This window comes from Streptomyces sp. NPDC058579 (genome assembly GCF_042718575.1).
Classification (GTDB): Bacteria; Actinomycetota; Actinomycetes; order Streptomycetales; family Streptomycetaceae; genus Streptomyces.
On record NZ_JBHXPI010000003.1, the window covers coordinates 27,208 to 45,380 of the forward strand.

Genomic DNA, 18,173 nt, shown 5'->3' on the forward strand with positions numbered 1-18,173 from the left:
CGGCCGGGGCCCGAGACGACCCTCGGGCCCCGGCCGGACACCACCGACACACCCAGGAGGACCCGACCATGAGCAGCAGCGACCAGAACGCCTTCCGCGGCCCCACCGACTCGTCCCGCATCCCGCGGTACGCCGGTCCCGCGACGTTCGCCCGGCTGCCGCGACTCGACGAGGTCGGCACCGCCGACGTCGCCGTGGTCGGCATCCCCTTCGACAGCGGTGTCTCCTACCGCCCCGGCGCCCGCTTCGGCGGCAACGCGATCCGCGAGGCCTCCCGCCTCCTGCGCCCGTACAACCCGGCGCAGGACGCCTCGCCGTTCGCCCTCGCGCAGGTCGCGGACGCCGGTGACATCGCCGCCAACCCGTTCAACATCAACGAGGCCGTCGAGACGATCGAGGCCGCGGCCGACGACCTGCTCGGCACGGGCGCGCGCATGATGACCCTCGGCGGCGACCACACCGTCGCGCTCCCGCTGCTGCGCTCCGTCGCCAAGAAGCACGGCCCCGTCGCGCTGCTCCACTTCGACGCGCACCTCGACACCTGGGACACGTACTTCGGCGCCGAGTACACCCACGGCACCCCGTTCCGCCGCGCCGTCGAGGAGGGCATCCTCGACACCTCCGCCCTGTCGCACGTCGGCACCCGCGGCCCGCTGTACGGCAAGCAGGACCTGACCGACGACGAGAAGATGGGCTTCGGCATCGTCACCTCGGCGGACATCTACCGCCGCGGCGCCGACGAGGTCGCCGACCAGCTGCGCCAGCGCATCGGCGACCGCCCGCTGTACATCTCCATCGACATCGACTGCCTCGACCCGGCCCACGCCCCCGGCACCGGCACCCCGGAGGCGGGCGGCATGACCTCGCGCGAGCTCCTGGAGATCCTGCGTGGCCTGTCCTCCTGCAACCTGGTCTCGGCGGACGTGGTGGAGGTCGCCCCGGCCTACGACCACGCGGAGATCACGGCGGTCGCGGCCTCGCACACGGCGTACGAACTGACGACGATCATGTCCCGCCAGATCGCGGCGAGCCGCGAGGCGAAGTAGCCCGTAGACCGGGGCGGGGGCGTCCGGGAACGGTGCCCCCGCCCCGACCACCGGGCCGCACCCGACCACCGAGCCACGCCCAGAGGGACCTCATGACCCACGACCACGACCTGGTACTCCGGCCCACCGCCGCGCAGACGGAGGCCGCGCTCAACCCGCCCGCCGGGCGCAACGGCGGTGACCTCGTCGTCGAGACCCTGACCGGTCTCGGCGCGACGACCGTCTTCGGGCTCCCCGGCCAGCACGCGCTCGGCATGTTCGACGCGCTGCGCCGCTCCTCGCTCACGTACGTCGGGCTGCGCGTCGAGAACAACGCGGGTTTCGCGGCGGACGCGTACGGCCGGATGACCGGCGAGGCGGCCCCGCTGCTGCTCTCGACGGGCCCCGGCGCGCTGATGTCGCTCGCCGCGCTCCAGGAGGCGGCGGCCGCCTCAGCGCCGGTCCTCGCGATCGGCAGCCAGGTCCCGGTGGCGGGGCTCGGCGGCGGGCGGCACGGGTACCTGCACGAGCTGCGCGACCAGCAGGCGTCCTTCCGGGACGTCGTGAAGTCGGTGCACACGGTCCGTACGCAGTCCCAGATCCCGTCCGCGATCGCGGCGGCCTGGGAGTCCGCGCTGACCGCCCCGCACGGGCCGGTCTGGGTGGAGATCCCGCAGGACGTGCTGCTCGCGGAGACGACCCTGCCGGTCGTCACGGCGATGGACGCGACGCCGGAGGAGGTCGTGCCGCGCCCCGAGCTGACGGCGGTGGCGGCGCACCTGCTGGCGAACGCGGAGCGGCCGGCGATCATCGCGGGCGGCGGGGTCGTGCGCTCCGACGCGACCGGCAAGCTCCTGGCCCTGGCCGAGCGGATCGACGCTCCCGTGGTCACGACCTTCGGCGGCAAGGGCGCCTTCCCGTGGGAGCACCCGCTGTCGCTGCAGTCCTGGCTGGAGGACCGGCACACCACCGACTTCCTTGAGGACGCGGACGTCCTGCTCGTCGTCGGCTCGGGCCTGGGCGAGCTGTCGTCGAACTACCACACGTTCGCGCCGCGCGGCCGGGTGATCCAGATCGAGGCGGACGCGGGCAAGCTGGAGTCCAACCACCCGGCGCTCGGCATCCACGCGGACGCCCGCCTGGCGCTCCAGGCGCTCCTGGAGACGGTGGAGGAGCGTACGGACGCGACGGCCCCGGAGCGGGTGGCGGCCGTCCTGACGAAGGTCAGGGACCGCATCGCGGCGCAGGACCTCGGCCTGGAGCAGCGGATCGTGGCGTCGGTGCGGGAGGCGCTGCCGGACGACTCGCCGAGCTTCTGGGACATGACGATCCTGGCGTACTGGGCCTGGTCGGCCTTCGACGCCCGCCACCCGAACACCATGCACTCGGCCCAGGGCGCCGGCGGCCTCGGCTACGGCTTCCCCGCCGCCCTCGGCGCGGCGGCGGCCGACCCGACCCGCCCGGTCCTCGCGGTCTCGGGCGACGGCGGCGCGATGTACTCGATCGCGGAGCTGGCGACGGCGAAGCAGTACGGCTCGAACGTCACGTGGCTCATCGTCGACGACGGCGGCTACGGCATCCTGCGCGAGTACATGACGGAGGCCTTCGGCGAGCCCACGGCCACCGAACTGACCCGCCCGGACTTCGTGGCCCTGTCGGAATCCTTCGGCGTCCCGGCCCTCCGCACCACCCCGGAGACCCTGACGGAGGACCTCACCAAGTCCCTCGCCACCCCGGGCCCCTCGGTCGTGGTCCTCCCGGCCCTCCTGCGCATGTTCGAGCCCACGCACCTCTGACACTCCGGGTCCCGGGCCGGACACTCCGGGTCCCCGGGACCGGACACTCCGGGTCCCGGGCCGGACCACGGTCCTAGGACCAGCGACCGGTCTTGTCGCACGGTTTGTTGCGGCGGGATGAAATCGCAGTCCAGCCGCGTTGGAGCCTTCCGGTAGAGCAGGACGAACGGGAGGCACCACGTGGCCGTGGCGGGGCAGAAACAGGCGGATCGGCAGGCGGAGCCGCACGCGCAGGGGTGGGCGCGGAGGCTGAGTGCGTACGCCTGGCGGTACAAGGCCAATGTCGTGCTCGCCCTCGGCTCCTCCCTCGCCGGGATGGCCGTCCTCGCGCTCGTGCCGCTCATCACCAAGGTCATCATCGATGACGTCATCGGTGCGAAGACACGGTCCCTGGGCCTGTGGACCGGCCTTCTCGTCGGCGCCGCCCTCCTCGTCTACGTCCTCACCTACGTCCGCCGCTACTACGGCGGCCGGCTCGCCCTCGACGTCCAGCACGACCTCCGTACCGAGATGTACGGCACCATCACCCGGCTCGACGGCCGCCGGCAGGACGAGCTGTCCACCGGGCAGGTCGTCGGCCGCGCCACCAGCGACCTCCAGCTCATCCAGGGCCTGCTCTTCATGCTCCCGATGACGATCGGGAACGTCCTGCTCTTCCTGATCTCGCTGGCCGTCATGGCCTGGCTCTCCCTCCCGCTCACCCTCGTCGCCCTCGCCGTCGCCCCCGCCCTCTGGTTCATCGCCAAGCGCAGCCGCGCCCGCCTCCACCCCGCCACCTGGTACGCCCAGGCCCAGGCCGCCACCGTCGCCGGAGTCGTCGACGGCTCCGTGACCGGCGTCCGCGTCGTCAAGGGCTTCGGGCAGGAGGACCAGGAGACCGGGAAGATCCGCGAGGCCAGCCGCAAGCTCTTCGCCGGACGCCTGCGCACCATCCGGCTCAACGCCCGCTACACCCCCGCGCTCCAGTCCGTGCCCGCCCTCGGCCAGGTCGCCGTCCTCGCCCTCGGCGGCTGGCTCGCCACCCGCGGTGAGATCACCCTCGGCACCTTCGTCGCCTTCTCCGCCTACCTCGCCTCCCTCGTCGGCCCCGTCCGCATGCTCGCCATGGTCCTCACCGTCGCCCAGCAGGCCCGCGCCGGCGTCGACCGCGTCCTGGAGCTCATCGACACCGAGCCGGTCATCAAGGACGGCACGAAGGAGCTGCCGGCCGACGCCGAGGCGACCGTCGAGTTCGACGACGTCTCCTTCGCGTACGACGACGGGCGCCCCGTCCTCGACGGGTTCTCCCTGGAGATCCGCGCCGGCGAGACCGTCGCCGTCGTCGGCGCCTCCGGCTCCGGCAAGTCCACCGTCTCCCTGCTCCTGCCGCGCTTCTACGACGTCGACCACGGCGCCGTCCTCGTCGGCGGCCACGACGTCCGCGAGCTCACCCAGGACTCCCTGCGCGCCGCCATCGGGCTCGTCCCCGAGGACAGCTTCCTGTTCTCCGACACCGTCCGCGCCAACATCGCGTACGGCTACCCCGACGCCACCCAGGAGCAGATCGAGACCGCCGCGCGCGCCGCCCAGGCGGACCGTTTCATCGCCGAGCTGCCCGACGGCTACGACACCAAGGTCGGCGAGCACGGCCTCACCCTCTCCGGCGGCCAGCGCCAGCGCGTCGCCCTCGCCCGCGCGATCCTCACCGACCCCCGGCTGCTCCTCCTGGACGACGCCACCTCCGCCGTCGACGCGCGCGTGGAGCACGAGATCCACGAGGCCCTCGCCTCCGTGATGGCCGGCCGCACCACCCTCCTCATCGCCCACCGCCGCTCCACCCTCGGCCTCGCCGACCGGATCGCCGTCCTCGACGACGGCCGGCTCTCCGACATCGGCACCCACGCTGAGCTGGAGAAGCGTTCCGCCCTCTACCGGCGGCTCCTCACCGACCCCGACGAACTCGGCGGCGTCTCGCCCGGCCACACCGTCCCCGTAGAGCTGCCCGAGGACCGCACCCTGCGTGCCGAGCTCGACGCCGAGTTCGACGCCGAACGCGGCATCACCCCCACCCTCTGGGTACGCGAGGAGGCCGAGAGCGAGGAGTCCCAGACCCCCGGGGCCACCCCCGAACTCCTCGCCGCCGTCGAGGCGCTGCCGCCCGCCACCGACACCCCCGACATCGACGAGGCCCGCGCGGTCACCCCCGAGGAGTCGTACGGACTACGCCGCCTGCTGCGCGGCTTCCGCACCCCCCTCCTCATCAGCCTCGGCCTCGTCGCCGTCGACGCCGGCATGGGCCTGCTGCTGCCGGTCCTGATCCGGCACGGCATCGACGACGGCGTGAACAAGCTCGCCATGGGCGCCGTCTGGGCCGCCTCCGCGCTCGCCCTGATCACCGTCGTCGTGCAGTGGTTCGCGCAGACAGCCGAGATCAAGATGACCGGCCGCACCGGCGAACGCGTCCTCTACGCCCTGCGCCTGAAGATCTTCGCCCAGCTCCAGCGGCTCGGCCTCGACTACTACGAGCGCGAGCTGACCGGCCGGATCATGACCCGGATGACGACGGACGTCGACGCCCTGTCGACCTTCCTCCAGACGGGTCTGGTCACCGCCTTCGTCTCCGTCACGACCTTCTTCGGCATCATGGGCGCGCTGCTCGTCCTCGACCTCCAGCTCGCCCTGGTCGTCTTCGCGACGCTCCCGGTCCTCGCCGTCGCCACGTACTTCTTCCGCCGCTCCAGCGTGAAGGCGTACGAGCTGGCCCGGGACCGGATCAGCGTCGTCAACGCCGACCTCCAGGAGTCGGTCTCCGGCCTCCGCATTGTCCAGGCGTTCCGCCGCGAGAACTCCGGCGTCGCCCACTTCACGGCCCGCAGCGCCGACTACCGCGAGGCCCGCGTCCGAGGCCAGTGGCTGATCTCGATCTACTTCCCGTTCGTCACGTTGTTGTCTTCGGTGGCGGCAGCCGCGGTCATGATCGTGGGCGCGAACAGAATCGAAGCCGGCACGCTGACGACGGGCGCCCTGGTCGCGTACCTCCTCTACATCGACCTCTTCTTCGCCCCGGTCCAGCAGCTCTCCCAGGTCTTCGACGGCTACCAGCAGGCCACCGTCTCCCTCAAGCGCATGCAGGAACTGCTCCAGGAGCCGACATCGACGGCCGCCGCGGCCGAGCCCCTCGAAGTCCTCTCACTGCGCGGCGAGATCGCCTTCGAGGACGTGTCCTTCGCGTACGGGGACGAGGAGGAGGCTCTGACCGCCGTCGACCTGCGGATCCCGGCAGGCCAGACGGTCGCGTTCGTGGGCGAGACGGGCGCAGGGAAATCCACCCTGGTGAAGCTGGTGGCGAGGTTCTACGACCCCACTTCCGGCCGGGTCACGGCCGACGGCACCGACCTCAAGAACCTGGACCTCACCTCGTACCGCCACCGGCTCGGCGTCGTCCCGCAGGAGGCGTACCTCTTCGCCGGGACGGTCCGTGACGCCATCGCGTACGGCCGCCCCGAGGCGACCGACGCCGAGGTCGAGGCGGCGGCCCGCGCGGTCGGCGCGCACGACATGATCGCGACCCTGGACGGCGGCTACCTCCACGAGGTCGCCGAGCGCGGCCGTAACCTCTCCGCGGGCCAGCGCCAGCTGATCGCCCTCGCCCGCGCCGAACTCGTCGACCCGGACGTCCTGCTCCTCGACGAGGCCACCGCAGCGCTCGACCTGGCCACCGAGGCCCAGGTCAACCAGGCCACCGACCGCCTCGCGGGCCGCCGCACGACCCTGGTGGTGGCCCACCGCCTGACGACGGCGGCACGCGCGGACCGCGTGATCCTCATGGCCCACGGCCGGGTTGCGGAGGACGGCACGCACGAGGAGCTCCTGGCCAGGGGCGGCCACTACGCGACGCTCTGGAAGGCGTTCATCGGCGAGGAGGAGCCGGCACGGGCGCTCTGAGGACTGCGGGCCGCGGACTGAGGACGCAACCGCTGGGCCCCCTCCTGCGTCGTACGCACGTACGGCAAAGAGTCGGGAGGGGATCCAGGTGTTCGGTGGGTTCGGCGTGACGGCACACGGCAGGCGGCTGCTCGGTTACGCACTGACAGTCCTGCTCACGACCACCACCGTCACCCTCGCCGGCCCAGCCGTCGCGAGCGCCGACGCCGCCTCCCTCTGCGCGGGCCGCCCGACCAAGACCGTGGCCTTCCCCGGCGGCGAACTCCGCCTCTACCGCAGCCGCCAGTACGCCTGCGCCACCACGGTCGCCACCCACCCCGGCACCCGCCGCGCGATGTCGATCTCCCTCCAGCCCCGAGGCGGCCACCCCGCCGTAGACACCGGCCGCTACACCCGCCAAGCAGGCCCGATAACCGTCCACGCCCTCAACCGCTGCGTCCGAGCCACGGGCTCGATCGCGGGGCGGAGCGCGTCGACGGGGTGGGTGCTGTGCTGACGGGCGGGTGACACGAGCGCGGCCTGCCGTGGCTGGCGGGAGTTTAGGTGATGGTTACATGGATCTTGATCGCGGGTAAGGAACAACTGGGTCTGGCGGTACGCACGTTGACCCCGCTAGGTTCGCGACACCGTTGTGAACCAAGGGGAGGGTGAATGCGCAAGTCGCTGAGATGGCTGATGTCGCTCACGGTGCTCATAGGCACCGTCGGCGCGGGTGGTGCGGCTACCGCCGCCGAGCCGGCCACCGGCAGCCCGGCCGCCGTCGCGGACAGCGCCGTCGGTACGGACATCAAGGACCGCATCCTGGCGATCCCCGGGATGAGCCTCATCGAGGAGAAGCCGTACGCCGGTTACCGCTTCTTCGTCCTCGAGTACACCCAGCCGGTGGACCACCGCCGCCCCTGGAAGGGCACGTTCAAGCAGCGGCTCTCGCTGCTGCACAAGGACACCGACCGGCCGACCGTCTTCCACACCAGCGGCTACGGGCTGAGCACCACCCCCAGCCGCCGCGAGCCCACCCGGATCATCGACGGCAACCAGGTCTCCATGGAGTACCGCTTCTTCACGCCGTCCCGGCCGCAGCCCGCCGACTGGACCAAGCTGGACATCTACCAGGCCGCGAGCGACCAGCACCGCATCTTCACCGCGCTGAAGAAGATCTACGGCAAGAAGTGGCTCTCCACCGGCGCCTCCAAGGGCGGCATGACGGCGACGTACTACGAGCGCTTCTACCCCCGTGACATGGACGGCGTCGTCGCCTACGTGGCGCCGAACGACGTGAACAACAAGGAGGACTCGGCCTACGACCGCTTCTTCGAGACCGTCGGTACCAAGGAGTGCCGCGACCGGCTCAACGCGATGCAGCGCGAGGCGCTGATCCGCCGCGAGCCGCTGCAGAAGAAGTACAAGGAGTGGGCGGAGACCGAGGGCGCGACCTTCAACACCGTCGGCTCCCTGGACAAGGCGTACGAAGCCGTCGTCCTCGACTTCGTCTGGGGCTTCTGGCAGTACTACGGCCAGGACGTCTGCGCCGACGTCCCGGACGCCGCCACCGCGACCGACGACATCGTCTACCAGACGATCGACGCCTACTCGGGCTGGTCCTTCTACTCCGACCAGGGCCTCGACCCGTACACCCCGTACTACTACCAGGCCGCCACCGAGCTGGGCTCGCCCAGCATCAAGCTCCCGCACCTCAAGGGCCTGACCCGGTACGGCTACCAGCCCGCGCGGAACTTCGTGCCGCGCGAGATCCCGACCACGTTCAAGCCGGCGGCCATGCGGGACGTCGACAGCTGGGTCCGCCACAACGCGAACCAGATGCTCTTCGTCTACGGCGGCAACGACCCGTGGGGAGCCGAGCCGTTCCGCATCGGCAAGGGCGCCCGTGACAGCTACGTCTTCACGGCCCCCGGCGCCAACCACGGAGCCCAGGTCGCCGGTCTCGTCGAGGCCGAGCGTACGAAGGCCACGGCCCGCATCCTCGCCTGGGCCGGGGTCGAGGCCCCGGCCGTCCAGGCCGGACAGCCGCTGGCCCGCTTCGACGCCCGTCTCGACAACGCGACGGACGACGAGCTGAAGAGGGAGCACGGTCTGCGTCCGTAGGGACGTAAGACGGTCGTAGGGCCTGTAAGACGGTCGTAGGACCCGTAGGACCCGTACGGCCCGTGGGCTGTGCCCGGCTGCCTCTACAGCCGCCGGGCGCAGCCCACCGGCCTCTCCCCGCCCAGCGACACGAACAGTGCGGTGGTGGGCGGGCAGTGGTCCCGGCTGGTGACCGCCGACGCGACCCGGAACGCGGGCGGCCGTTCCCCCGAGCCGTCGCAGGCGGTCTCCTTCACCCGGCCCTCGCCAGAGGAGCCCGAGGGCGCCACGCAGTCCCCGACGACGGTGTGCGGCCCGCCGCCCTGCCCGGGGTCGCCCGGATGCGGCGGTTCCAGGTTGCGCATGCAGGCGTAGCCGCGCGGTACCGAGCCGTCGCCGTTCTCGTCCGCCGCCGGGCGGCTCTCCGAGACGTGCAGGACGAAGTCCGTGGTCGGCGGGCAGGTCGGGGCGTCCGAGGTGAGCCCCTGGTACCGGGTGGTCACCCGTGCGACGGCCTTCTCGCTCGTGCACGGGACCTCGCGGAACACCGTCCCGCGCGTGGAGCAGTCCCCGGGCCCCAGGAACGACGCCCCGGGGTCGTGGGGCGTGCTCGTGTACGTGACGGGGAGCGGCGGCCCGCCGTCAGGGGCCTGCTGACATCCGGTCAGGGCGAGGAGCAGCAGCAGCCCCGCGGTCCACGCCGCGGGGCTGATGAGAGCGCGCATGAAAGACCCCCCGTCTCCTCGGTTCCAGCGTCGCCCGCCGGGGCGGGCGGACGCCAGGGAGAACGGGGGGCCTGCGTCACTGGTTACGTCTCACGTAGGACAGGCCGTGGCCGACCGGGTACAGCACCCGCGCCGGATCGTCCGCCCGCTGTACGGGAACGGGCAGACGGCCCTGCGGCCGGGCGTGCCCGGCGATCACCCGGACGGCGGCACGCAGTTCGACGTCGGTCCACGAGTACGCGGCGAGCGTGGCCCGCTGCCCGGAGAGCTGGGCGATGTCGTACGGGTTGCGGATCGCGACCGTCACGACGGGCACCCCGGTCGCCACGAGCCGCTCGACGAGGGTGCGTTGGGGGCTGGTCGCCGAGACGTTGTACGTGCCGACGACGACCAGGTCCTTGCCCGCGGCGGCCGCCACCGCCTCCTCGATCTTCGCCGCCGTCGGGGTGATCCCGGTGGACAGCGCGGTGGCGGTGAAACCGAGCGAGGTGAACTCGGCGGCCAGGGCGGTGGTCGGCGGCCCCGTGGTGCCGGAGGGGGAGGCCGGGTCGGCGCCGACGACCAGGACCGCGGAGTGGCTGCGGCGGCTGACCGGCAGGAAGCCGCGCTCGTTGAGGAGCAGGGTGGTGGTGGCCTCGGCGATCCGGTCGGCCCGGGCGAGATGCGCGCGGGTGCCGACCGTACGGTCCACTCCGCCGCCCGTCACGTACGGGCGGCGGAAGAGCCCCAGCTTCGCCTTGAGGCGCAGGATCCGCAGGATCGACTCGTCGAGCCGCGCCTCGGTCAGCTCGCCGTCCTGGACGGCCTTGAGGACCGCGTTCCAGGCCACGTCCAGCTTCGGCGGGTTGAGCAGCTGGTCGACACCGGCCTTGAGCGCGAGGACGGGCACGCGCTCGTCGCCGTACTTGGTCCGTACGCCCTCCATACCGAGGGAGTCCGTCACCACCACACCGTCGTAGCCGAGCTGTTCGCGCAGGATGCCGGTGAGGATGGGGCGGGAGAGGGTCGCCGGGTCCTCGCTCGGGTCGAGCGCGGGGACGACGATGTGCGCGGTCATGATCGAGTCGATGCCGGCGGCGATCGCGGACCGGAACGGCGGGGCGTCGAGCTCGGTCCACTGCTCGCGGGTGTGGGTGATGGTCGGCAGGCCGTAGTGGCTGTCGACGGCGGTGTCGCCGTGCCCGGGGAAGTGCTTGGAGGTCGCCGCGACCCCGGCCGACTGGTACCCCCTGACCTGGGCCGACACCAGGTCGGCGACGGCCTCGGGGTCGGAGCCGAAGGAGCGGACGCCGATGACCGGGTTGGCGGGGTTGACGTTGACGTCGGCGACGGGCGCGTAGTTCTGCCGGATGCCTACGGCGGCCAGTTCGGCGCCCGCGATCCGGGCGGCCTCGCGGGCGTCGGAGCGGGAGCCGCCGGCGCCGAGCGCCATCGCGCCGGGGACCAGGGTGGCCGGTTCGCCGACCCGGCAGACGACGCCGTGCTCCTGGTCGGTGGAGATGAGCGCGGGGACGGGTGTGGGTCCAGCGAGGGCGGCCCGCTGGATGCCGTTGGAGAGGTCGGCGATCTGGTGCGGGTCGCGGGTGTTGTGTGCCCAGGAGAAGTAGATGACGCCGCCGACGTGGTACCTCTCGACGAGTTCGGCGGCGGTGCGGACGCCGATCTCCTTGAGGTTCAGGTCGATGTCGGCCTGGTCGGGGGCGGTGGCGGAGTGGCCGTACACCCGCATGACGAAGAGCTGGCCGACCTTCTCTTCGAGGGACATCCGGGCGATGAGCGCTTCGAGCGTGCGCTCGCTCGTCGCGTCGCCGGTCGCGTGCGCGGGGGTACCGACTCCGGTGACGGCGGCAGCGGCGGCTGCGGCGGAGACCGTGAGAAGGGTGCGTCTGGAGGGGGTGGGGGATGGGGAGGGGGAGGTAGAGGCGGTGGGGGAGGGGGCGCGGTGGTGCACTGATGCTCCTTCCGGCCGTGCGGGGTGGGGAGGGAAGTCGGTGAAGGAAACTTCCAAGGAGCACGGATAGCCCGAAAGTAACTGCCAGGTCAAGGACCTGAGCAGGAATCGGCCCCTCAGGTCGCCGCCGACGCCACCTCCGGCCAGTGCTCCTGGAGCGTCCTGACGGTCTCGGTGATCGCCGGGCGGCGGGCCGCGCCCGTGCGCCAGAGCGCGTGCAGCCGGCGCGTCGGCACCGGGTCGAGCCGGACCGGGGTCACCTCGGGCGGCAGCGTCCCGCGCCCGAGGCGCGGCACCATCGCGATCCCGAGGCCGGCCGCGACCAGGGCGACCTGGGTGTGGTTCTCCTCGGCCTGGTGGACGACGTGCGGTTCGCAGCCGGTGGACCGCAGGGTCTGCATCAGCCAGTCGTGGCAGACGGAGCCCGGCGGCTGGGTGATCCACCGCTGCTCCGCCAACTCCTCCCGCCGCACCGACGTCCGGCCCGCCAGCGGATGGCCGCGGGGTACGAGGACGTCGCACAGGTCGTCGCCGATCACCGCCTGTTCGAGCCCGGGCGGGGACGGCATCGGGGAGATGTCCCAGTCGTGGGCGACGGCGAGGTCGATCACTCCCCGCCCGACGAGCTCGATGGAGATGTGCGGGTCGACCTCCGTCAGGCGGGCGTCGAGCGCGGGGTGACGGGCCGCCAGGTCGGCGAGGACCCGGGGCATCAGACCGCGTGCCGCGCTCGCGAAGCAGCCGATCGAGAGCCGCCCGGCGGGCAGCCCGCGCCGCTCCTCGAGCCGCACCTCCGCCTGCTCGACGATCGACAACAACTGCTCGGCGGTGGCGGCCAGTTGATACGCCTCGTCGGTGAGCCTGACCCCGCGGCCCCGGCGTTCGAGCAGGGTCGTACGGGTCTCCCGCTCCAGCTTCGCGATCTGCTGGGAGACTGCCGACGGGGTGTACCCGAGGGCGGCGGCCGCGGCGCCGACGGACCCGTGGACGGAGACGGCGTGGAGGGCGCGCAGGCGGCCGAGATCGAGCATGGGCGGGCTCCTCGGGGCGGTGAGGGCGGTGAGGGCGGTGGGGGCGGTCGCGGATGAAGCGTTGCTAAATCCAACCATGAAGAGATACGAGCTGGTGCTACACGTTCATGGTGGGCGACGCTCTCTTCCATGCGCCCTGCCCACATCGCCCTGGCCGCGTTCGTCGCCGCCGTCTGGGGAGTCAACTTCGTCGTCATCGAGATCGGCCTCGACCACTTCCCGCCGCTGCTCTTCTCCGCCCTCCGCTTCCTCGTCGCCGCGCTGCCCGCGGTCTTCCTGGTCGGCCGGCCCACGGTCGCCTGGAAGTGGATCGTGGGGGTCGGACTCGCCCTGGGCGTGGCGAAGTTCGGGCTGCTCTTCACGGGCATGGACCTCGGCGCCCCCGCCGGGCTCTCCTCGCTGATCCTGCAGATCCAGGCGGTCTTCACGGCCCTGTTCGCCTTCGTCGCGCTCGGCGAACGGCCCGGGAAGGTGAAGGTCGCGGGCATGGCGGTCGCGCTCGCGGGCATCGGGGTCGCGGCGGTCGACGAGGGTGCGTCCGGCCCGCTGGTGGGCTTCGCGCTGTGCATCGCGGCGGCGGCCTGCTGGGGCGTCTCCAACGTCCTGACCCGTAAGGCATCCCCGCCCGACGCCCTCAACTTCATGGTCTGGGTCAGCACCGTGCCCGTACTGCCGCTGCTCGCCCTCTCGCTCCTCCTGGAGGGCCCGGAGCGCGACCTCGAAGCGCTGCGCGGGCTCGACTGGACCGGCGCGGGCGTCATCGTCTACTGCGCCTGGGTCGTCACCGTCTTCGGCTTCGGAGCCTGGGGCTGGCTCCTGCGCCGCTACCCGGCGTCCTCAGTGGCCCCGTTCTCCCTCCTGGTCCCCGTCTTCGGCATGTCGTCGGCGGCCCTGTTCCTGGGCGAGGCCGTCTCACCCCTGCGCTGGTGCGCGGCGGCGCTGCTGGTCGGGGGAGTGGCCCTGTCGACGCTCTCGTGGGGCCGAGGCGGCGCGGCGAAGGGGGACACCTCCGCGTCCGCGACCACCCCGGAGGCCTCCGTGTCCGCGACCCCAGAGGTGCGTGCCCGCGCGCGAACCTAGAGGCGCGTGCCCGCGCTTGACCCTGGAGGCGTCTGTCCGCGCTACGCCGGAGGCGCCTCTGCCCCGCGCGACGCAGAGGCGCCTGCCCACGCGCGACCCCGGAAGCGCGCCCCCGCACGCGACCCCGGAGCCGCCTCGCGGGCGCGCCCTCACCCCCGCGGGCGCGCCGTCGACTCCCGTACCAGCAGTTCCGCCGGGATCGTCGTCACGCCGCCAGGCGGGGGCTCCTCCGTGCCGACCGCGAGGCGGCCCGCGCGGGCGCCCGCCTCGTGCAGGGGCAGGCGTACGGTCGTCAGCGCCGGGACCGCGTCGATCGAGAACGGGAGGTCGTCGAAGCCCGCAACCGAGACGTCCTCCGGGATCCGCAGCCCCTGGTCCCGCAGCGCCGCGCACGCGCCCAGTGCGACCGTGTCGTTGGCCGCGAGGACGGCCGTCAACTCCGGTTCCCGGCGCATGAGTTCGAGCGTCGCGTCGTAGCCCGAGCGCCGGTCGTACGGGCCGTGCACCGTCGGCCCCTCCGGCAGCCCGGCCGCCGCGAGGGCGTCCCGGTGGCCCTCGAGCCGGTGCCGGGTCGTCGTCCGGTCCGCGGGCCCCGCCACGTAACCGATCCGCCGGTGGCCCAGCGAGAGCAGGTGCTCCGTGAGCCGGCGCGCGCCCGCCCGGTTGTCGAAGGTGAGCGCCGCCAGGCTCGCGTCCCCCGTCACCGGCGGCCGGCCGCACAGCACGATCCGGGTCCCCGCGTCCGTCAGCTTCGCGAGCTTCGTCGAGACCGCCGCCACATGGTCCGGATCCTCCAGCGCCCCGCCGGTCAGGATGACGGCGGCGGCGCGCTGCCGCTGGAGCAGCGTGAGGTACGTGAGCTCGCGCTCCGGGGAGCCGCCCGTGTTGCAGACCACCGCCAGTTTCTCGCCACCCGCCCGGCCCGGCGCACCTTCGCCGATCGCGCTCTGCGCCGCGCCCGCCATGATCCCGAAGAAGGGGTCGGCGATGTCGTTGACGAGGATGCCGACCAGGTCCGATGTGGCGGCGGCGAGCGAGCTCGCGGGGCCGTTCAGGACGTAGTCCAGCTCGTCCACCGCCCGCAGCACCCGCTCCCTGGTGGAGGCGGCGACGGGGTAGTTGCCGTTCAGGACGCGGGAGACGGTGGCGGGGGACACCTGGGCACGCGCGGCCACATCCGACAGCGTGACGGTCATCGCGTACCTCCGGGAAGAGCGGGAAGAGCGGGAAGAGCGGGCGAGAGCCGGGGCGGGGGCGTCGAGGAGAGTCCGGCGGACCCCTTGTCCGGTGTGTTGTCGGCAGGCTAGCGTCTTCGTTCGTAGAAAGCGCTTTCTGTTTGAGGTTGTGTACGTGATGTTTGAGGTTGAGTACGTGATGGAGGCACCTTCGTGACACGCAGGACGGTCCGTATCGCCATGAACGGCGTCACCGGACGCATGGGCTACCGCCAGCACCTCGTCCGCTCGATCCTCGCCCTGCGCGAGCAGGGCGGCCTCGACCTGGGCGACGGCACGACGCTGTGGCCGGAACCCGTCCTCGTCGGCCGCCGCGAGCCCGCCCTGCGCGCGCTCGCCGAGCGGCACGGCCTCACCGAGTGGTCCACCGACCTGGACGCCGTGCTCGCCGACGAGACCGACCGGTCCGTCGACATCTACTTCGACGCCCAGGTCACCTCGGCCCGCGTCGAGGCCATCCGCAAGGCCGTCGCCGCCGGCAAGCACGTCTACACCGAGAAGCCCACGGCCGGTGACCTCGCGGGCGCCCTCGACCTGGCCCGGTTCGCCGCCGAGAAGGGCGTCAAGCACGGCGTCGTCCAGGACAAGATCTTCCTGCCGGGCCTGCTCAAGCTGAAGCGCCTGATCGACGGCGGCTTCTTCGGCCGGATCCTCTCCGTGCGCGGCGAGTTCGGCTACTGGGTCTTCGAGGGCGACTGGCAGGACGCCCAGCGCCCCAGCTGGAACTACCGCGCCGAGGACGGCGGCGGGATCGTCGTGGACATGTTCCCGCACTGGGAGTACGTCCTCCACGAGCTCTTCGGCCGGGTCACGAGCGTCACCGCGCACGTCGCCACGCACGTCCCGGAGCGCTGGGACGAGCACGGCAAGCCGTACCCCGCGACCGCCGACGACGCCGCGTACGGCATCTTCCAGCTGGAGGGCGGCGCGGTCGCCCAGGTCAACTCCTCCTGGACGGTCCGCGTCAACCGCGACGAGCTGGTGGAGTTCCAGGTGGACGGCACGCACGGCTCGGCCGTCGCCGGCCTGCGCAACTGCCGCGTCCAGCACCGCTCGGCCACCCCGAAGCCGGTCTGGAACCCGGACATCCCGGCGACCGAGCCCTTCCGCGAGCAGTGGCAGGAGGTCCCGGACAACGCCGAGTTCGCCAACGGCTTCAAGGCGCAGTGGGAGCTGTTCCTGCGCCACGTCGTCCTCGACGAGCCGTACCACTGGGACCTGCTCGCGGGCGCGCGCGGCGTGCAGCTCGCCGAACTGGGACTGCGCTCCTCGGCCGAGGGCCGGCGCCTCGACGTCCCGGAGGTCACGCTGTGATCCGGCTGCCCGACGAGTCCGGCGGGGTACGGGAGTACAGCCCGCGCCCGCTCGCCCCCGCGGCCGGCGTGCACCAGACCCCCGCCCCGGCCCCCGTGGGCGGCGCGCCGACCTCCGGCGTCCTGACCTCCCGTACGGTCTTCTCCGCGGCCCACGTCGTCGCCGACCCGTACGCCGACACCACCCCCGACGGCCCGGCCGCCGTCGACTGGGACGCCACGCTCGCCTTCCGCCGGCACCTCTGGTCGCACGGCCTGGGCGTCGCCGAGGCCATGGACACCGCCCAGCGCGGGATGGGCCTGGACTGGGCGGGCGCGGCCGAACTGATCCGCCGCTCGGCGGCCGAGGCGAAGGCGGTCGGCGGCCGGATCGCCTGCGGCGTGGGCACGGACCAACTGACCGGCCCCGCCGACCTGGTGGCGATCCGCGCGGCGTACGAGGAGCAGCTCGCCGTCGTCGAGGAGGCCGGCGCCCAGCCCATCCTCATGGCCTCGCGCGCCCTCGCGGCGGCGGCCGGGAGCCCGGAAGAGTACGTGGACACGTACACCCACCTCCTGCGCCAGACGAGCGAGCCGGTGATCCTGCACTGGCTCGGCCCGATGTTCGACCCGGCGCTCGGCGGGTACTGGGGCTCGGCCGACCTGGACGCGGCGACCGAGACCTTCCTGGAGGTCATCGCGGCCCATCCGGACAAGGTCGACGGCATCAAGGTCTCCCTCCTCGACGCCCAGCGCGAGATCGATCTGCGCCGCCGCCTCCCGGAGGGCGTCCGCTGCTACACGGGCGACGACTTCCACTACCCCGAGCTGATCGCGGGCGACGACCGGGGCTTCAGCCACGCGCTGCTCGGTATCTTCGACCCGCTGGGCCCGCTGGCGGCGGAGGCCGTACGGATCCTGGACACGGGGGACGCGAAGGGGTTCCGGGAGCTGCTCGACCCGACCGTGGAGCTGTCCCGGCACCTCTTCGAGGCGCCGACCCGCTTCTACAAGACGGGAGTCGTGTTCCTGGCGTGGCTCGCGGGCCACCAGGACCACTTCACGATGGTCGGCGGCCTCCAGTCGGCACGCTCGCTGCCGCACCTGGCCCGGGCGTACGAACTGGCCGACGGACTTGGCCTGTTCCCGGATCCGGAGCGGGCGGAGTCGAGGATGCGGTCCCTTCTGACGGTGTACGGAGTCGAGCGATGAGTCCGCTTTCGCGTTTCAGCATCAACCAGATGACCGTGAAGCAACTGTCCCTGCCGGAGCTGGTGGCGAACTGCGTTCGGCTCGGCGTCCCGGGCGTGGGCCTGTGGCGGGAGCCGGTCGCGCGGCACGGCCTGGAGGAGACGGCGAAGCTCGTACGCGACGCGGGCCTGACGGTCACGTCGCTCTGCCGGGGCGGCTTCTTCACCACGGCCCAGTGGCTCGACGACAACCGCGCGGCGATCGACGAGGCGGCGGCCCTGGGCACGGACACCCTGGTCCTGGTCTCCGGCGGCCTCGCCCCGGGCAACCGCGACCTGACGGCCGCCCGCGCCCGGATCGGGGAGGCGATCGCCGAACTCGCCCCGTACGCGGGGGAGCGGGGCGTCCGGCTCGCGATCGAACCCCTCCACCCGATGTACGCGGCGGACCGCTGTGCGGTCTCCACCCTGGACCAGGCGCTGGAGATCGCCGAGCGCTTCCCCGCCTCGCAGGTCGGGGTGGTCGTCGACACGTACCACGTCTGGTGGGACGACCGCGCCCCGGCGGCGGTCGCCCGCGCGGGCGCGGCGGGCCGCATCCACGCCTTCCAACTGGCCGACTGGACCACCCCCTTGCCGGCCGGCGTCCTCAACGGCCGCGGCCGCCTCGGCGACGGCGCGATCGACCTCCGGCGGTGGCGCACCCTCGTGGAGGCGGCCGGGTACACGGGCCCGATCGAGGTGGAGCTCTTCAACGACGAGCTGTGGGCCAGGAACGGCGTCGAGGTGCTGGAGGAGACGGCGGCGGGCTTCGTACGAGAGGTGGGCTGACCTCGGGGCCC

General features: G+C 72.6%; 13 protein-coding genes. 9 read left to right on the forward strand and 4 right to left on the reverse strand.

Annotated features, from left to right (window positions below):
- Positions 1–68: 68 nt before the first annotated feature.
- The 5 genes from speB to ACFWRO_RS05460 all read left to right on the forward strand — a co-directional run bounded on the left by speB (position 69) and on the right by ACFWRO_RS05460 (position 8,848).
- Positions 69–1,046 (forward strand): agmatinase, encoded by a 978-nt coding sequence (gene speB, locus ACFWRO_RS05440; RefSeq protein ID WP_384504590.1) that lies wholly within the window; start codon positions 69–71, stop codon positions 1,044–1,046.
- A 92-nt stretch (positions 1,047–1,138) separates the two neighbouring features.
- A complete protein-coding gene (locus ACFWRO_RS05445; RefSeq protein ID WP_384504592.1) occupies positions 1,139–2,821 on the forward strand; it encodes a thiamine pyrophosphate-binding protein in 1,683 nt (560 codons plus the stop codon).
- 180 nt (positions 2,822–3,001) lie between these two features.
- Positions 3,002–6,745 (forward strand): ABC transporter ATP-binding protein, encoded by a 3,744-nt coding sequence (locus ACFWRO_RS05450; RefSeq protein WP_384504595.1) that lies wholly within the window; start codon positions 3,002–3,004, stop codon positions 6,743–6,745.
- A gap of 88 nt (positions 6,746–6,833) precedes the next feature.
- On the forward strand, positions 6,834–7,241 hold the full coding sequence (locus ACFWRO_RS05455) for a hypothetical protein (protein WP_384504598.1): 408 nt from the start codon (positions 6,834–6,836) through the stop codon (positions 7,239–7,241).
- A gap of 155 nt (positions 7,242–7,396) precedes the next feature.
- Positions 7,397–8,848: an aminopeptidase gene (locus ACFWRO_RS05460; RefSeq protein WP_384504600.1), complete on the forward strand. Its 1,452-nt coding sequence runs from the start codon at positions 7,397–7,399 to the stop codon at positions 8,846–8,848.
- Between the two features lie 83 nt (positions 8,849–8,931).
- Here the strand turns inward: ACFWRO_RS05460 and ACFWRO_RS05465 are convergent, their stop codons facing one another.
- The 3 genes from ACFWRO_RS05465 to ACFWRO_RS05475 form a co-directional block, all read right to left on the reverse strand.
- Complete coding sequence (locus tag ACFWRO_RS05465; RefSeq protein WP_384504602.1) at positions 8,932–9,552, reverse strand: hypothetical protein; 621 nt, start codon at positions 9,550–9,552, stop codon at positions 8,932–8,934.
- 76 nt (positions 9,553–9,628) lie between these two features.
- Positions 9,629–11,503 carry a glycoside hydrolase family 3 protein gene (locus ACFWRO_RS05470; protein WP_384504604.1) on the reverse strand — a complete coding sequence of 625 codons (1,875 nt, stop codon included), beginning with the start codon at positions 11,501–11,503 and terminating at the stop codon, positions 9,629–9,631.
- 116 nt (positions 11,504–11,619) lie between these two features.
- A complete protein-coding gene (locus ACFWRO_RS05475; RefSeq protein WP_384504606.1) occupies positions 11,620–12,534 on the reverse strand; it encodes a LysR family transcriptional regulator in 915 nt (304 codons plus the stop codon).
- Positions 12,535–12,663: 129 nt separating this feature from the next.
- Here ACFWRO_RS05475 and ACFWRO_RS05480 point away from each other — a divergent pair, with 129 nt between their 5' ends.
- Positions 12,664–13,614, forward strand: a complete 951-nt coding sequence (locus ACFWRO_RS05480) for an EamA family transporter (RefSeq protein WP_384504609.1) — start codon at positions 12,664–12,666, stop codon at positions 13,612–13,614.
- A gap of 149 nt (positions 13,615–13,763) precedes the next feature.
- Here ACFWRO_RS05480 and ACFWRO_RS05485 read toward each other — a convergent pair whose 3' ends face one another.
- Positions 13,764–14,810, reverse strand: coding sequence for a LacI family DNA-binding transcriptional regulator (locus ACFWRO_RS05485; RefSeq protein ID WP_384504612.1), 1,047 nt, complete (start codon positions 14,808–14,810; stop codon positions 13,764–13,766).
- A gap of 192 nt (positions 14,811–15,002) precedes the next feature.
- Between ACFWRO_RS05485 and ACFWRO_RS05490 the strand changes: the two genes are divergently transcribed.
- From ACFWRO_RS05490 to ACFWRO_RS05500, 3 genes are read left to right on the forward strand one after another with little or no spacing between them, the layout of a single operon-like run.
- Positions 15,003–16,163 carry a Gfo/Idh/MocA family protein gene (locus ACFWRO_RS05490; protein ID WP_384504615.1) on the forward strand — a complete coding sequence of 387 codons (1,161 nt, stop codon included), beginning with the start codon at positions 15,003–15,005 and terminating at the stop codon, positions 16,161–16,163.
- Complete coding sequence (locus tag ACFWRO_RS05495) at positions 16,160–17,353, forward strand: dihydrodipicolinate synthase family protein (protein ID WP_384504617.1); 1,194 nt, start codon at positions 16,160–16,162, stop codon at positions 17,351–17,353. The genes ACFWRO_RS05490 and ACFWRO_RS05495 overlap by 4 nt, the downstream gene beginning before the upstream one ends.
- Entirely contained in the window at positions 17,350–18,162 is an 813-nt protein-coding gene (locus ACFWRO_RS05500) for a sugar phosphate isomerase/epimerase family protein (protein WP_384504620.1), read from the forward strand. The genes ACFWRO_RS05495 and ACFWRO_RS05500 overlap by 4 nt, the downstream gene beginning before the upstream one ends.
- Positions 18,163–18,173: the final 11 nt, after the last annotated feature.

Coding starts and splice junctions, on each gene's coding strand:
- ACFWRO_RS05460 (WP_384504600.1), top strand. CDS start 7,397: ATGCGCAAGTCGCTGAGATGGCTGATGTCGCTCACGGTGCTCATAGGC.
- ACFWRO_RS05480 (WP_384504609.1), top strand. CDS start 12,664: ATGCGCCCTGCCCACATCGCCCTGGCCGCGTTCGTCGCCGCCGTCTGG.
- ACFWRO_RS05445 (WP_384504592.1), top strand. CDS start 1,139: ATGACCCACGACCACGACCTGGTACTCCGGCCCACCGCCGCGCAGACG.
- ACFWRO_RS05475 (WP_384504606.1), bottom strand. CDS start 12,534: ATGCTCGATCTCGGCCGCCTGCGCGCCCTCCACGCCGTCTCCGTCCAC.
- ACFWRO_RS05485 (WP_384504612.1), bottom strand. CDS start 14,810: ATGACCGTCACGCTGTCGGATGTGGCCGCGCGTGCCCAGGTGTCCCCC.
- ACFWRO_RS05500 (WP_384504620.1), top strand. CDS start 17,350: ATGAGTCCGCTTTCGCGTTTCAGCATCAACCAGATGACCGTGAAGCAA.
- speB (WP_384504590.1), top strand. CDS start 69: ATGAGCAGCAGCGACCAGAACGCCTTCCGCGGCCCCACCGACTCGTCC.
- ACFWRO_RS05465 (WP_384504602.1), bottom strand. CDS start 9,552: ATGCGCGCTCTCATCAGCCCCGCGGCGTGGACCGCGGGGCTGCTGCTG.